General features: G+C 72.8%; 14 protein-coding genes. 4 read left to right on the forward strand and 10 right to left on the reverse strand.

Annotated elements, in window-relative coordinates:
* Positions 1–224 precede the first annotated feature (224 nt).
* From ACFY3D_RS26675 to ACFY3D_RS26685, 3 genes are read left to right on the forward strand one after another with little or no spacing between them, the layout of a single operon-like run.
* The gene (locus ACFY3D_RS26675) at positions 225–815 is read left to right on the forward strand and encodes a DUF5998 family protein (protein ID WP_350945965.1); all 591 of its coding nucleotides are present in this window, start codon (positions 225–227) and stop codon (positions 813–815) included.
* Positions 812–1,927, forward strand: coding sequence for an alkaline phosphatase family protein (locus tag ACFY3D_RS26680; RefSeq protein WP_389983896.1), 1,116 nt, complete (start codon positions 812–814; stop codon positions 1,925–1,927). The genes ACFY3D_RS26675 and ACFY3D_RS26680 overlap by 4 nt, the downstream gene beginning before the upstream one ends.
* A gap of 48 nt (positions 1,928–1,975) precedes the next feature.
* Entirely contained in the window at positions 1,976–2,821 is an 846-nt protein-coding gene (locus ACFY3D_RS26685) for a sulfurtransferase (RefSeq protein ID WP_389983898.1), read from the forward strand.
* 3 nt (positions 2,822–2,824) lie between these two features.
* Here the strand turns inward: ACFY3D_RS26685 and ACFY3D_RS26690 are convergent, their stop codons facing one another.
* The 4 genes from ACFY3D_RS26690 to ACFY3D_RS26705 form a co-directional block, all read right to left on the reverse strand.
* Positions 2,825–5,401 carry a CHAT domain-containing protein gene (locus ACFY3D_RS26690; protein WP_389983901.1) on the reverse strand — a complete coding sequence of 859 codons (2,577 nt, stop codon included), beginning with the start codon at positions 5,399–5,401 and terminating at the stop codon, positions 2,825–2,827.
* Positions 5,402–5,866: a hypothetical protein gene (locus ACFY3D_RS26695; RefSeq protein ID WP_389983904.1), complete on the reverse strand. Its 465-nt coding sequence runs from the start codon at positions 5,864–5,866 to the stop codon at positions 5,402–5,404. It abuts the gene before it with no gap.
* Positions 5,863–6,429, reverse strand: a complete 567-nt coding sequence (locus ACFY3D_RS26700) for a sigma-70 family RNA polymerase sigma factor (RefSeq protein ID WP_350945974.1) — start codon at positions 6,427–6,429, stop codon at positions 5,863–5,865. The genes ACFY3D_RS26695 and ACFY3D_RS26700 overlap by 4 nt, the downstream gene beginning before the upstream one ends.
* 61 nt (positions 6,430–6,490) lie before the next feature.
* Positions 6,491–7,558 (reverse strand): S8 family serine peptidase, encoded by a 1,068-nt coding sequence (locus ACFY3D_RS26705; protein WP_389983908.1) that lies wholly within the window; start codon positions 7,556–7,558, stop codon positions 6,491–6,493.
* 205 nt (positions 7,559–7,763) lie between these two features.
* Between ACFY3D_RS26705 and ACFY3D_RS26710 the strand changes: the two genes are divergently transcribed.
* Positions 7,764–8,258, forward strand: coding sequence for a DUF3145 domain-containing protein (locus tag ACFY3D_RS26710; RefSeq protein ID WP_344918407.1), 495 nt, complete (start codon positions 7,764–7,766; stop codon positions 8,256–8,258).
* 162 nt (positions 8,259–8,420) lie between these two features.
* Here the strand turns inward: ACFY3D_RS26710 and ACFY3D_RS26715 are convergent, their stop codons facing one another.
* The 6 genes from ACFY3D_RS26715 to ACFY3D_RS26740 all read right to left on the reverse strand — a co-directional run bounded on the left by ACFY3D_RS26715 (position 8,421) and on the right by ACFY3D_RS26740 (position 14,576).
* Positions 8,421–9,869 (reverse strand): acyl-CoA carboxylase subunit beta, encoded by a 1,449-nt coding sequence (locus ACFY3D_RS26715; protein WP_389983911.1) that lies wholly within the window; start codon positions 9,867–9,869, stop codon positions 8,421–8,423.
* 12 nt (positions 9,870–9,881) lie between these two features.
* A complete protein-coding gene (gene fabF, locus ACFY3D_RS26720; protein ID WP_362902334.1) occupies positions 9,882–11,114 on the reverse strand; it encodes a beta-ketoacyl-ACP synthase II in 1,233 nt (410 codons plus the stop codon).
* Positions 11,115–11,170: 56 nt separating this feature from the next.
* Positions 11,171–11,410: an acyl carrier protein gene (locus tag ACFY3D_RS26725; protein ID WP_389983914.1), complete on the reverse strand. Its 240-nt coding sequence runs from the start codon at positions 11,408–11,410 to the stop codon at positions 11,171–11,173.
* Between the two features lie 63 nt (positions 11,411–11,473).
* Positions 11,474–12,430 (reverse strand): beta-ketoacyl-ACP synthase III, encoded by a 957-nt coding sequence (locus ACFY3D_RS26730; RefSeq protein ID WP_362516550.1) that lies wholly within the window; start codon positions 12,428–12,430, stop codon positions 11,474–11,476.
* A gap of 7 nt (positions 12,431–12,437) precedes the next feature.
* Positions 12,438–13,349: an ACP S-malonyltransferase gene (locus ACFY3D_RS26735; protein ID WP_362902330.1), complete on the reverse strand. Its 912-nt coding sequence runs from the start codon at positions 13,347–13,349 to the stop codon at positions 12,438–12,440.
* 117 nt (positions 13,350–13,466) lie between these two features.
* Positions 13,467–14,576 (reverse strand): helix-turn-helix domain-containing protein, encoded by a 1,110-nt coding sequence (locus tag ACFY3D_RS26740; RefSeq protein WP_350946112.1) that lies wholly within the window; start codon positions 14,574–14,576, stop codon positions 13,467–13,469.
* Positions 14,577–14,885: the final 309 nt, after the last annotated feature.

The raw sequence follows: 14,885 nt of genomic DNA on the forward strand, positions 1-14,885 counted from the left end.
CCCCGCCCGCTACCGCTCCCGGTAACCCGGAAAGGGTCGCGTCAAACCAGGCGGAGGGGAAAGTCGCGGCCGGCGACGGAGACCCGGCGGCTCCGGGATCACCCCCCGATGACGCTTTCACGGCCGGAAAAAGGTGAGGGCGAATCGCATCACGATTTGCACCGCGGGCCGAAGCTCACGTACTCCCGGTGAAAGCGCCGCCCCGGACAGGGCAGGATGGACCCATGAGGGAAACCCGACTCTCGTCCGCCGGCCTGCGCGACGCCATCGACCGCAGTGGCTACTATCCCGACCTGGTCGCCGACGCGGTCGAGTCCGCGCTCGGCAAGGAGCAGGTGGGCGCCTACGTCGTGCACCACGAGGCCACCTTCGACCCGGCCATGGAGGTGCGCAGGCACGTCACCGTGCTGGTGCTCTCGCCCACCCGGCTGCTCGTCTGCCACACCGACGAGCATCCCGCGGTGGAGGGGGTCTCGGCCTCCCACGCCTCCACGACCACCGAGGCCGTGCGCCTCAGCCGAATCCAGTCGGTCGCGGTCACCCGGGTCGTCCCCGACCCCGCCTCCTACGTGCCGGGGGTGCCGCCCACGGAGGTCACCCTCACCATCGGCTGGGGAGCCATCTCCCACGTCGATCTGGAACCGGCCACCTGCGGCGACGAGAACTGCGAGTCCGACCACGGATACACCGGCGCCATCACGGCCGACGATCTCTCCCTGCGGGTGAGCGAGGCGGCGGACGGGCCGGAGGCCGTCTCCCACGTGCTGGCCTTCGCCAAGGCACTGTCGGAGGCCACCGCTCGCACCGCCTCGTGAACCCCCTGGTCCCCGCGTACGGGACGGCCTCGCTCGCGGACCTGTCCGCCTCGCTGCTCGCCGCGGTCGGGGTGGGCGGCGACAACCCGCTGGACCTCGCCCCCGCCGAGCGGGTCCTGCTGTTCCTCGTCGACGGGATGGGTGCCGAGCTGCTCCGCGCCCATCCCGGCGTCGCGCCGTTCCTGTCGTCCATGTCCGGCGGGGTGCTCACCGCGGGCTTCCCCGCCACCACCGTGACCAGCCTGAGCACCCTCGGCACCGGCCTGCCGCCGGGCGGGCACGGCATGCTCGGCTACCAGCTCGCCGTTCCCGGCGCTGGTTACCTGCTCAACTGCCTGCGCTGGACCGCCCCCGGCCCTCTCGTCGAGCCCGGCGCATGGCAGCCGGCCCCCACCGTCTACGAGCGCGCGGCGGCGGCCGGCGTCCGGGTCAGCTATGTCGGGCCTGCCAGGTTCGAGACCACCGGTCTCAACAGGGCCGTCTATCGGGGCGTGCGCTTCGTCGGGGCCGACGAGGTCGACGACCGGATCGCCGGGGTCCGCCACGCGCTGGCCGAGCCCCGGGCCCACGTCTCGGTCTACTACGGCGATCTCGACTCCACCGGCCACGTCGCCGGCTGGGGCTCCCCGGCCTGGCTCGACCAGCTCGCCCGGGTCGACCGGATGGCCGAGCGGCTGGCGGAAACGCTCCCGCCGGGCTCGGCGATGTACGTCACCGCCGACCACGGCATGATCAACGTCGCCGATCGCGTCGACGTCGACACCCTTCCCGCGCTGCGCGAGGGCGTCGCCATGCTCGGCGGGGAGAGCAGGGCCCGCCATCTCTACACCGACCCCGGCGCCTCGGCGGCGGTCCTCGACACCTGGCGCGAGGTCCTCGCGGGAAAGGCATGGGTGGCCTCCCGGCAGGAGGCGGTCGAGTCCGGCTGGTTCGGGCCCGACGTCCGCCGCGAATGGCTGCCCAGGATCGGTGACGTCCTCGCCGTTCCCTACACCGACTGCGCCATCGTCGCCTCGGTCGCGGAGCCGCACGAGGCGAAATTCCTCGGCTGTCACGGCTCACTGACCCCCGCCGAGCAGTACGTTCCCCTTCTGGAGACGAGCACCCGCTGAATCCGCCCCGCGGCTGAATTCGGGGTCCGCACGCTGGAGGCATTTTCGATGAATCCGTTGATCACCACCGCCGAGCTGGCGGACCTGGCCGAGGTGAGCGTCCTCGACGTGCGCTGGAAGCTCGCCGTCTCGCCCACCGGGCCGGCCGGGATCGACTCCTACCGCGAGGGGCACATCCCCGGCGCCGTCTTCTGCGACCTGGAGACCGACCTGACGGCCCATGCCGGGCAGGAGGGCCCGGTATGGGGTGGAGGCCGTCATCCGCTGCCCTCCGCCGAGGCCTTCCAGGAGGCGATGCGCCGGCTCGGCGTGTCCGGCTCCCGGACCGTCGTCGTCTACGACGGAGCCGACTCCACCGCGGCCGCCGCCCGCGCCTGGTGGCTCCTGCGCTACTTCGGCCACCCCGACGTGCGGGTCCTCGACGGCGGCCTGCGCGCCTGGATCTCCGAGGGCCTGCCGGTCTCCACCGAGGAGAGCGGTCCCGAAACCGGCGACTTCGAGGCGCGGCCGGGCGGGATGCCGCTGCTCGACGCCACGAAGGCCGGCGAACTCGCCGCCGACGGGGTGCTGCTCGACGCCCGTGCCGCCGAGCGCTACCGGGGCGAGGTCGAGCCGATCGACCCGGTCGCCGGGCACATCCCGGGCGCGGTCAGCGCCCCCACCGGTGAGAACGTCGACGCCTCCGGCCGTTTCCACCTGCCGGAATTCCTGCGCGAACGCTTCAACACCCTGGGCGCGGTCCCCGGGGTCGCGGTCGGCGCCTACTGCGGGTCCGGCGTGACGGCGGCGCACGAGGTGCTGGCCCTGGAGGTGGCCGGCGTCCCGGCCGCGCTCTACGTCGGGTCGTGGTCGGACTGGGTGACCGACCCCTCCCGGCCGGTCGCCACCGGCTGACCGTCACGGCCCCTTTTCGCCGATCGCCTCGGGCGGCCGATCCTTCCCGGTAGGCCAAGGCGGCTCATCCCCGCGGCCGAAGCAGACGAAGCCCGCCACACCGCTCTTCCCTCCCGCGACGGCCAGCGCCCGCGCGGGCGGGTCGCCGGCGGCGAGCGCCTCGTGGAAGGCGGTCATCAGCGCGAGCGTCTCCTCGTCGCGCACCGGCACCAGGCTCGCCACCACGCACCGCGTCCCCAGTGACAGGAACGTACCCGCGAGCCCCAGGGGCGCCCCGTCCGCGGGGGCGTGCGCCATTCCCGCTTCACACGCCGACAGCACCACCAGAGCGGGCGGGGTGCGCAGCCGCAGCAGGTCGTACGCCATCAGCGGGCCGTCGTCGAGGTCGATGCTCGACAGCAGCGGGCTGCGCGGGGAGAACATCCCGTGCGCTGCCAGGTGGGCCACGTCGGCCCGCTCCAGCGCCGCCATCACCTCCGCCCGTCGCGCCGCCACCCGCTCCGTGCCTCGATGGCACTCGCCGACCATGCGGGCCTCGGCCTCCGCGTACCGCAGTCCCGGTCCGGCCACCGCCATCGGCACCGCCTCCTCCCTCCCGTCCCGTACGGACGGCACACGCCGCCCTGCCAGCCAGGCGGCGGCGCTGGCCGCCACGGTCACCGGTCGATCGGCGTTCATCGGCAGCAGCGGCCAGGGCAGGGTGTGCAGCGTCCCCGTCGGCACGACCACCAGTGGCCGGTCGGCCAGCCGATCACGCAGCGGGCCGAAGAGGAGCCGCTCCAGCTCCGTGGCCTCCGCGCCGGGCTCGGGGGCCCTCCCGTCGAGCAGGTGTGTCCTGCGCAGCCCGTACCGGAGGCGGACGGTGGCCTCGGCGACGGCGGGAAACGGGCCGAGGCGGCGCAGCGTCATCCGGTCCCGGGTGACCACGACGGCGGCCAGGTCGCCCTCGTGGCGGACGAACTCCACCAGGACCGACTCCCCGAGCGCGGCCCGCAGCGCGGCCGGTCGGGGCGCGAGCGGCCGGCCGGCGCCCCCGGTGACCGCCCGCCACCGTTCGGCCCAGGCCAGGACCGCGTGGCCCCGCCCGGTCCGCATGGCGAGGGCGAGCCCGAAGCGGGCCAGCGGCTCACCCGCCCTGGCGGCGTGCGCGCGTACCACCGGATCCTCGAACGTCCTCGTCTCGGCGCCCACCTCCGCCAGACCGGCCAGCACCGCGGCGAACGCTCCCCGCCGGTCTCCCGCCAGGGCACGTAGCAGCGCCGTCGCGTGCAGGGCGACCATCCCGCGGCCCGGGCGGGAGAGCAGGGCGAGCTGATGCTCGGCGGAGGGCCGGTCGCCCAGTCCGAGGGAGACCTCGGCGACGGTGAGCCTGAGCGCCTCCGAGGTGTCTCGGTGCCCGGCGGCGTCGAGGGCGTCGGCACACGAGAGCATCGTCGCCGCCAGTTCCGCCGTGGGCGACTCCAGCGCGAGCCGGGCCCGCAGGAGGATCTCCTCGGCGACCGGCACCAGGATCGTCCGCCCCTGCGCGGTCAGCTCGCGGGCGGCCAGGTCCGCGCTCTCCCTCGCACGATGCGGATCACCGGTGCGCAACTCGACCCTGGCGAGCAGCAGGAGGGCCTCGGCCAGCGCCGTCCCGGCGCCCGCCGCGGCCAGCTCTGGAACCGCCGCCTCCAGCAGGACCCGTGCCTCGCCGGGCAGATGGGCGGAGATCAGGGCCTCGGCCAGGTCGCAGCGCACCGTCGCCAGCCGCTCCGGGTAGCCGACCAGGACGCTCTCCGCGCGCCGGTAGGCGCCGAACGCGGCGGGCAGGTCGCCGCGCCGTGCGGCCAGGAACGGCAGGTTGCCCTCGGCGAGCGCGAGAACGTGTTCCAGGCCCGCGCCCCTCGCCAGCTCCGCGCACCGGCTCAGGTCGGCCTCCGCCGCACCCAGCTCTCCGAGGAACACCCGGGCGAGCCCGCGGTTCAGCATCGCCCCGGCCAGGAACCTGACATCGCCGCCGAGGACCCGCACGGCCCGGTCGCAGTGGTCGACGGCCTCGCGGTAGCGGCCGAGCCGCGCCAGGGCCACGGCCCGGTGCACGTCGAGCTTGCCCACCTCCGCCGGGGTGAGCCCGGGCTCGGCGTCGGAGGCGAGGGCGAGCGCCTGCTCCGGATGACCCAGCTCGGTACGGACGTGGACCAGTGACAGCCGCGCCTGGGCCGCCCGGTGCGGCAGCCCCGCCGAGAGCGCGATCCGCACCGCCCGGCGCAGGTGCTCCTCGGCGAACGGCAGGTCGCCCAGCTCGCGCGCCGCCACCGCCGCCGCCCTGTGCGCCACCGCCTCCGTCTCGCAGTGCCCGCACCCCGCGAGGCGCTCCGCGGGCCCGCCGCCCTCCGGCCCCTCGTCCTGTGACGCGCCGATCTCCGGCTCTCCGCTCCTCGTCGCGCCGCCCTCCGCCGCGTCGCCGGCCGGGGCATCCGCCCGGCAGGACGCGGCAAGCGAGGCGAGCACGCTGCGGGCGAGAGCGAGGGCGCGGGCCGGGTCGCTGCCCGAGAGGTCGAGCGCGTGCTCGGCGTCGGTGAGCGCTTCCTGGAAGGTCACCTACGGGCGGATCCGGGTCCAGGTGGTGACCACGGGGGAGCACTCGGGCCGGTGGCACACCACGCTGAACCAGCCCGGCGGCAGGCCGGTGACGGCGAACTGGCCCGTCGGGGACAGCACACGCGACTCCGTGAGGTGCAGGGTACGGATCTCGACCAGCGTGCCCGCCTCGGGGCAGGGGGAGATCTGGCCCGCGAGGTCGACCAGGCCGTCCAGGGAGGTGACCTCCAACTCCACCGTGAGTTCGGCCGCGGTGAACCTCAGCAGCCGTGTTTCCTCGGTGGACCGGACGCCTCGCGGCACGGGCGTGACCACGGAACGGGCCTGGACGGCGCCGGGCAGCCGCAGGCCGAAGGCCGCGTGGGCCGCGGCCGTCACCCGCGCGGGCACCGGGTCACTTCCCGACGCCAGGCGCAGCGCGGCTATCAGGGACTCGTCGTCGATCGCCGCCGGATGTCGCGTCACGATGTCGCCTCCCGGGCGATGAGCATGGTGCGGAGTCGGTTCAGGCAGCGGCCCCTGGTGGGGCCGTAGCTGCCGCTGGGCATGCCCAGACGCCCGGCCAGCTGGTGGACGCCCGCGTCGGGGGCCGTCGCCATCAGCCGGAACAGCGACCGGCACGGCTCGTGCATCTCGTCGACGGCCTGCCACAGACGGCGGCCCTCGTCGGCGCTCAGCACGGCGAGCGCCGGATCGGCGTGGGCGGCGCCCGCCGGGGCGGACCACGCGTGTTCGCCGTCGGAGAGGTCGGCGACCAGCCGCTCGCCCCGGTGCCGGCGGCTCAGGAGGGACGCCTCACGCTTGGCCGTGGTGAACAGCCAGGAGCCGATCCTGTCGGGGTCGCGGATGGTGTGCAGGCTCTCCAGCAGCCGCAGCCAGGTGCCCTGCACCGCGTCGGCGGCGTCCGCCGGGCTGAGGTCGTAGGCGCGCACGGCCGACCACAGCAGGCCCGTGAAACGGGTGACCAGCGCGTCCCAGGCCGCCTGGTCGTCCACCGGCACGGCGTCGATCGCGCGCTGGTCGCTCACCGGCACCTCCGGAATCGCGGAGAACACTTTACGTGTCCAAGTGAATGCTCTGGGTGAGACTTTAGCCAGGCGTGGGCACCGCGACTCCCAAATCGGGGATCCGCCTGGTCTTCGCCGGGTCGAGGACGTGCTTCACGGCCTCCTGCGCGGACCGGTCCGCGCACGCGGCGGCGATCGCCCCGCTCACCAGGGCGGTGGCGAAGGAGGTCCCGCTCCAGCGCGCGTAGCCGTTGAACGCCCCGTGTTCGAGGAAGGTGCTGGACAGCCACTCACCGCGGGCACACGCGTCCACCCACGCTCCGTACGCCGAGAACGGGGCCCTCGCCCCGCCGTCCGGATCCAGTGCCCCGACGGCGATCACCCCGGGTGACGCGGCGGGCCAGAAAGGGCGGTCGGAGGCGGTGTTGCCCGCGCAGGCCACCGTGACCGTACCGGTGAGTGCTTCCAGGGCGGCCTCCACGAGCGGGGAGGGGCGGTCGTCGAAGGTGTGCCCGCCGAAGGACAGGTTGAGCACCTGCGGCGGGTCGGCCCGCAGCCGCTCCAGAAGGTGCAGCAGCCCGGCCTCGTCCCCGACGCCGTGGCCGTCCAGCACCCGGATCGGCCGCAGCCGCGCCGACGGGGCCGACCGCAGGATCAGCCCGGCGATGAACGTGCCGTGCCCCGCCTGGAGGTCCAGTTCGCCGTCGCCGTCGGAGTCGGGCACCTCGTCGGCCTCCCGGCCCCGCTCCAGGAACCACGGGCTCCCCTGCCACCACGGGTGCTCGGCCAGGCCGGTGTCGGCGAGCACCACCGTCACGGCGCCCGCCGCGCGCCCGGTAGGGGCGGGTTCGGGCGCCGGGAGGGCGGCGCTGGGGAAGGGACGGGAGGCGGGGCCCCCGAAGTAGAGCGGCTGGCCCGTCAGGATGTGGTTGGGAGAGGCGCGCACGCCCCGCGCCCGTACCGACGCCACCAGGTCGCAGACGTCCACGCCCGGAGACAGGCGCACCCGGTGGATTCCCCCGATCTCGGTGACGGCGTCGGCCCAGCGGGCGGTGGCCGCGAGGCCCGCGGTGTCGGTCAGCAGTTGACCTTTTCTGATCAGGGCGGGCGAACCGGGGATGGGTTCGACCCGTTCTATGCCGGTATTCATCTGGTCCTCCGGGGGGCGATCACCAGGTGATGGGGTTTCTTCATTCCCGAGGATGCCCTGGCCAAGTGCCCACGGCACAACATCTCGGTATGACCCCCCTCTGGTGCGACGTCACGACCGACGGTAGTCTCTCCTTCAGTCACTTGTGATCATCCTGGTATGAGGCCGTTGGGGAAGGCGCACCTCGTACGAAACGGGAGGTCCGGTGTCTGCTCGTGGCGTGCTTTACGTCCACTCAGCTCAGCCTGCGCTGTGCCCTCATATTGAATGGGCGGTCGCAGGTGTCCTTGGCGTGCCCGTAGACCTGACCTGGACTCCGCAGCCCGCCGCGCCCGGTCACGTGCGCGCGCAGGCCGAGTGGGAGGCCCGTGTCGGTACCGCGGCGGCCATCACCTCGTCGCTGATGGGCTGGCAGCGGATCCGCTTCGAGATCACCGAGGACGCCTCACCGGGTGCCGACGGGACCCGGCACGCCTACACACCCTCCCTCGGCGCCTTCACGGCCGTGGTCGGGGCCAACGGCGACATCCTGATCCCGGAGGACCGGCTGCGCTCCGCCATGCTGATGGCCCGTCAGGGCCGCGTGGTGCTGGAGGAGGAGCTCGATCGCCTGCTGGGCAAGCAGTGGGACGCCGAGCTCGAGTCGTTCCGCTACGCGGGTGAGGGCGCTCCGGTCCGCTGGCTGCACGCCGCCGTCTGAGCGGGCACGCCCCCACGGGGGCAGTTCGCTCTCGCGCGGCGGACGACCGTCCCGGACACGGGTTTGGAACGTGCCCTGCGCCTCCTCCCTGCGCGGGGAAGGGCGCAGGGAAGACGGGCGAGCCCCCACCGGCGGGACCGGCGGGGGCTCGTCGAACGACCGTCAGAGGGGGATGTTGCCGTGGGCGCCCCTGGCGGGGGTCGCCTGGGCCAGGACCCTGGCGATGGCGCCCCTGGTCTCCTCGGGCTTGATCACCTCGTCGATCACGCCGAGCTCGATGGCCCGGTCCAGGCCGCCCGCGAGGATCTCGTGCTCCTCGGCGAGCCTGGCCTCCAGGGCGGCGCGCTCCTCCTCGGGGGCGGCGGCGAGCTCGCGGCGTTTGAGGACGCGGACCGCGGCGATCGCGCCCATGACCGCGATCTGGGTCGTCGGCCAGCCGAACACCTTGGTCGCGCCCAGCGAGCGGGAGTTCATCGCGATGTAGGCGCCGCCGTAGGCCTTCCTGGTCACCAGGGTGATCCGCGGCACGGATGCCTCGGCGAAGGCGTGCAGGAGCTTGGCGCCACGGCGGACCACGCCGTCGTGCTCCTGCCCGACGCCGGGCAGATAGCCCGGAACGTCCACCAGGACGATCAGCGGCACCCCGAAGGCATCACACATCCGGACGAACCGGGCCGCCTTCTCCGCGGAGGCGGAGTCGAGGCAGCCGCCCAGGCGCATCGGGTTGTTGGCCACCACGCCCACGGTCCGGCCCCCGAGGCGGCCCAGGGTGGTGACGATGTTGGGTGCCCACTTGGCGTGCAGCTCCACGCCGGGCTCATCCAGCAGGCCCGTGACGAGCGGCTTCACGTCGTAGGCGCGGCGCACGTTGTCGGGCAGCAGGCCGGAGAAGTCGATCTCCTCGATCCCGGTGCGCACCCGGCCCTGGTGGCCGAGCAGCACCGCCAGGCGGCGGGCTCGCAGGTAGGCGTCGGTCTCGGTCTTGGTGACCACGTGGACGACACCGCTGCGCTTGCTGTGCGGCTCGGGGCCGCCCAGGGCGGCCATGTCGATCTGCTCGCCGGTGACGCTGCGGACCACGTCGGGACCGGTGACGAAGATGCGGCCCTCGTCGGCCAGGATCACGATGTCGGTCAGAGCCGGGCCGTACGCGGCGCCGCCCGCCGCGGGACCGACGACCACGGACAGCTGCGGGACCACGCCGGAGGCGCGGGTCATCGCGGCGAAGACGCGGCCGACCGCGTGCAGCGACTCCACGCCCTCGGCGAGGCGGGCGCCGCCGGAATGCCAGACGCCGATGACGGGAACCCGCTCGCGGACCGCGACGTCGTAGGCGTGCACGATGTGCTCGCACCCCTCGCTGCCCATCGCGCCGCCCTGGACGCGGGCGTCACTGACGAACACGACGACCGGCACACCCTCCACGCGGCCCGTCGCGGCGAGCACGCCGCTGCGGTCGACCGGTGAGATCAGCCGGATCGAGCCCTCGTCGAGCAGAGCGGAGAGACGCACCTGAGGGTCACGGGGATCGAGAGGCTCCAGTGTCGTGTCCTCGCTGCTCCCGCCGTCCTTGCTGTCCTCGCTCACCAGCCCTTTGTCGAGCACAGTCATCACGAGCCCCTGTCAGACGCTGGTGAAGGCCACGGCGACGTCGTGCCCGCCGAACCCGAAGGAGTTGTTGATCGCGGCGATCTGACCGTCCGGCAGGGCGCGCGGCTCTCCGCGCACGATGTCGACCTCGATGCCGTCGTCGAGGTCGTCCACGTTGATGGTTCCGGGCGCGCGCCGCTCGTGCAGCGCGAGGACGGTGAAAACGGACTCGATACCGCCGGCGCCGCCGAGCAGGTGACCGGTCATCGACTTGGTGCCGCTGACCAGCGGGTGACCGCCGATGACCTCCTTGATGGCCATCGTCTCCACCACGTCACCCGCGGGGGTGGAGGTGGCGTGCGCGTTCACGTGCTTGATGTCGGCGCCGGTGAGACCGGCGTCCTCCAGGACGCGGCGCATGGCCAGCATGACCCCGGCGCCGGTCGGCTCCGGCTGCGCGATGTGGTGGGCGTCGGCCGAGTAGCCGACCCCGGCGGCCACGGCGTAGATCGTGGCGCCGCGGGCGAGGGCGTGCTCCTCGGACTCCAGGACGAGGATGCCGGCGCCCTCGCCGAGGACGAAGCCGTCACGGCCCTTGTCCCACGGCCTGGAGGCGCGCTGCGGCTCGTCGTTGCGGGTGGACATGGCGCGCATGGCCGCGAAGGACCCGATGTTCAGCGGGTGGATGGCCGCCTCGGTGCCGCCGGCCACGACCACGTCGGCCCGGCCGGAGCGGATCATCTCGATGGCGTACCCGATCGACTCGGCGCCGGTGGCGCAGGCGCTCACCGTGGCGTGGACGCCGGCGCGCGCGCCGACCTCGATGCCGATCCAGCCCGCCGAGCCGTTCGGCATCAGCATGGGAACGGTGAACGGCGAGAGCCGCGTCCAGCCCCTCTCCTTGAAGGTGTCGTAGGCGGCGAGGATCGTGGTGATGCCCCCGATGCCGCTGCCCACGACGACGCCGAGCCGCTCGGGGTCGACCTTGTCGATCGCGGCGTGCGCCCACGCCTCGCGGGCCGCGACGAGTGCGAACTGCTCGGCACGGTCCAGCCGCCTCGACTCCGGCCGGGGCAGAACCTCGGTCGGGTCGACGGCGGAGAAGGCGGCGAACTTCACCGGGACGGAGTCCACCCAGTCGGCGGTGATACCGCTCACGCCCGACTGACCGGCGAGGAGCGCCGACCAGGTCGAGGCGACGTCTCCACCGAGGGGCGTGGTCGCGCCGAGCCCGGTGACGACGACACGTACCTGGTCTGTACTCACTGCTGCGCTCCTTGTGAATCGCTGGTCAATCTGGGCTGGGGATAAGCGGGAACGTCTCAGTTCTGGATGAAGTTGATGACGTCCTTGACGGTCTTGAGGTGCTTGAGCTGGTCGTCCGGGATCTCGACGCCGAACTCGTCCTGAGCGGCGACGGCGATCTCGACCATGGACAGCGAGTCGATGTCGAGGTCGTCGACGAAGCTCTTCTCCGGGGTGACCTCGGTGGCCGGGATCCCGGTGATCTCGTTGATGATCTTGCCGATGCCGGCGAGGATCTCCTGCTCGCTCACAGCCATGTCGCGTGTTCTCCTTGGAATCGTGGTTCTTCTGGTTTCCCGTGCGGCGGGGCCGCGCGGAAGCTAGGGGATCTCGATGATCTGGCCCGCGTAGGTCAGGCCCGCGCCGAAGCCGAGCAGCAGGGCGAGCCCGCCCGCCTGGACCTCGCCGCGCTCGATCATCCGGGACAGGGCGAGCGGGATCGAGGCGGCGGAGGTGTTGCCTGCCAGGACGATGTCCTTGGCGATGACGGCGTTGTCCGCGCCGAGCTTGCGGGCGATCGCCTCGATGATGCGGAGGTTGGCCTGATGGGGTACGAAGGCCGCGAGGTCGGCCGGATCCACCCCGGAACGCTCGCAGATCTCCTTGGCGACGGGGTGAAGCGCGGTGGTCGCCCAGCGGAACACCGTCTGGCCCTCCTGGTGCAGGAAGGAGTCGCGGTCCTTGATGATGATCGCGTCGAACTTGTCGCCGGCGCTGCCCCACACCACGGGGCCGATGCCCGGGGTGTCGGAGGGGCCGACGACCGCGGCGCCCGCGCCGTCGGCGAAGATCACCGCGGTGGCCCGGTCGGTCCAGTCGATCCACTGGGAGAGCTTCTCGGTGCCGACGACGAGCACGTGGGTCGCCGATCCCGCGCGGATCGCGTCGTTGGCGACCGCGAGCGCGTAACAGAAGCCCGAGCAGGCGGTGTTGACGTCAAAGGCGCCGGGGGCGTCGATGCCCAGCCGGGTGGCCACCCGGCCTGCGGCGTTGGGGATCTGCGTCTCCAGCGTGCAGGTGGCGACGATCACCAGGTCGATGTCGGAGGCCGCCAGGCCGCTCGCGGCGAGGGCCTTGCCGCCCGCCTGCACGGCCAGGTCGATCTCGGACTCGTTGTCCGGGGCGATCCGGCGCTCCTTGATGCCGACGCGGCTCTGGATCCAGGCGTCGTTGGTCTCCATGGTCGCCGACAGGTCGTCGTTGGTCACCACGTTGGAAGGCTGGTAGTGGCCGAAGGCGAGGATCTTCGCGCCGGGCGCGCCCTGTGAGGTCTTCATTCCTCGGTCACCGCTCCTTGTTCGACTCAAGGGCGGCTCGCGCGGCCTCCAGGTCGTCGGGGGTCTTCAGGGCGACGGTCGTCACCCCGTGCAGAGCACGCTTGGCCAGGCCGGTGAGCGTGCCGCCGGGGACGAGCTCGATCATCGTGGTGACGCCGAGCTCTGTCATCGTGGCCATGCAGGCGTCCCAGCGCACCGGGTTGGCGACCTGGGTGACCAGGCGCTCCATGAACTCGGCGCCGCTCGTGACCGCCGACCCGTCGCTGTTGGACAGCAGCGTGACGGCGGGATCGGCCGGTGTGACGTCCGCGGCGGCTTCGCGCAGACGGCCGACCGCGGAGGCCATGTGGACGGTGTGGAACGCGCCGGCGACCGAGAGCTCCCTCACCCTCGCCCGCGCGGGCGGCTCGGCCTTGAAGGCCGCCAGCTGCTCCAGCGTGCCGCCGACCACGATCTGCCCGGCGCCGTTGATGTTGGCGGGGGTGAGTCCCTTGTCGGCGATGGCGGCGAGGACCTCCTCCTCGACGCCGCCGAGGACGGCGGACATGCCGGTCTCGGTGATCGTCGCGGCCTTCGCCATGGCCTGGCCGCGCTCGCGGACGAGGCCGACGGCCTGCTCGGGGGTGATCACCCCGGCCAGCGCGGCGGCGGTGAACTCGCCCACGCTGTGCCCGGCGACGATGTCGGGGGAGGCCCCCAGCACCTCGGCGACGGCGAGCCCGGCGGCTACGAGGAGTGGTTGCGCGACGGCCGTGTCACGGATCTCGTCCGCGTCCGCGGTGGTCCCGTAGGCGATCAAATCGAGGCCGGCCAGCTCCGACCAAGCGGTCAGCCGATCGGCCACGCCCGGTAGTTCGAGCCATGGACCGAGAAAGCCTGGAGTCTGGGCACCCTGGCCCGGAGCGACGATGACGAGCACAAAATCCAGCCTGCCCTGTAGAAGTTCAATACATGGATGGAGATCCAGACGAACTTTGTCCCCACTTCTTTGTAGGGAACCTACAGCGGGAGTTTCGCGGAGATTAAGTAAAGGATTCTAGGTTACCGGCGTTTCCGACAGGCGCCCGAGAATCAGTCCCACCTGGAGGGTGAAGGCGGATCGGCCCTCGGTCGGCTGATAGCCGGTCAGTTCCGTGATCTTACGCAGACGGTAGCGCACCGTGTTCGGATGGACGAAAAGCAGGCGGGCCGTCGCTTCCAGGGATGTGCCCTGTTCCAGGTAGGTCGCGAGGGTGTCGAGGAGCGGTGTGCCGATCAACGGCAGATAGACGTTCTCGATCAGCTGTGCCCTGGCGTCGCCGTCGCCGTCGATGGCCCGTTCGGCCAGCAGGTCCTCGGCGTGAACCGGCCTGGGCGCGTCCGGCCATCCCGCGGCGGCTCGCAGCCCGGCCATCGCTGCCCGCGCCGAACTCGCGGCCGAGTGCAGGTCGGCGACCTCGGGCCCGATCACGATCGGACCGGCGCCGAAACGCGGCACCACGTGCCTGGCCGCCGCGGCGACGCTGTCCGCCCCGCCCACGATCACGATCAACCGGTCGCCCTGCACCCCGGCCAGCATGTCCAGGCCCGACCTGCGGCCCCTGTCGCGCAGCGCGTCGATGACCGCCTGCGGGTCGTCGTCGGGGGTCTGCCCGGCCAGCACCACGACGGGGGCGGAGGTCCAGCCGAGCGCGGCGGCCCACGAGTGCAGGCCGTCGTCGACCTCGCCCCTGACCAGGGCGTCCACGATCAGCGCCTCCAGCCGTGCGTCCCAGGCACCCCGGGCCTCGGCCTCGCGCGCGTACACCTGCGCGGCGGCGAAGGCGACGTCGCGGGTGTAGCGGAGCATCGCCTGCTGGAGCTGGTGCTCCCCGCCGGGCGCCGCCAGCTCCCCGGTCTGCGCCTCGACCACCTCGACCACGACCCGCACGATGTCGACGGTCTGCTGCAGCGAGATGGACCGCTTCAGCTCCCTGGGCGCGGTGCCGAAGAACTCGATGCTGGGCGTCGGGCGGCCCTCACCGGCGTGCTGGAACCACTCCACGAACGCGGCGATCCCGGCCTGGGCGACCAGCCCGACCCAGGACCTGTCCTCCGCCGACAGGGCGCGAAACCACATCAGCCGGTCGTCCATGCGGGACATGGCGGCCGTGCCCAGTGTGCCCATGGCCCGCTCCAGCCGGCGCGTGGTGTCCTCCCGGATCCGGTCGGAGTCGGGATCCCTCCCGTCCTCCCCGGTCACGACGTCGCTGTGCCTGAACGTTCGCTCGTTCCGCTCCCTCACGCCACTAAGAGTGCCAGGTCGCGGGAGATGCGCCAGCCGCGGCTCCGGACAGCGTACGCTCGCCGATCTTGTACGTCCCGCACGACCAGGGCGCGAGCGTACGCCACGATCCCGTTCCGCGCGCCCGTGGTCACCCTCTCGGAGCCGGGCGTCGTCATCGTCTCCCGTTCCGCGCGCCCGTGTCCCGTACGC

Origin of the sequence: Streptosporangium sp. NPDC000509 (assembly GCF_042898365.1) — a bacterium.
In the GTDB taxonomy this organism is placed as follows: domain Bacteria; phylum Actinomycetota; class Actinomycetes; order Streptosporangiales; family Streptosporangiaceae; genus Streptosporangium.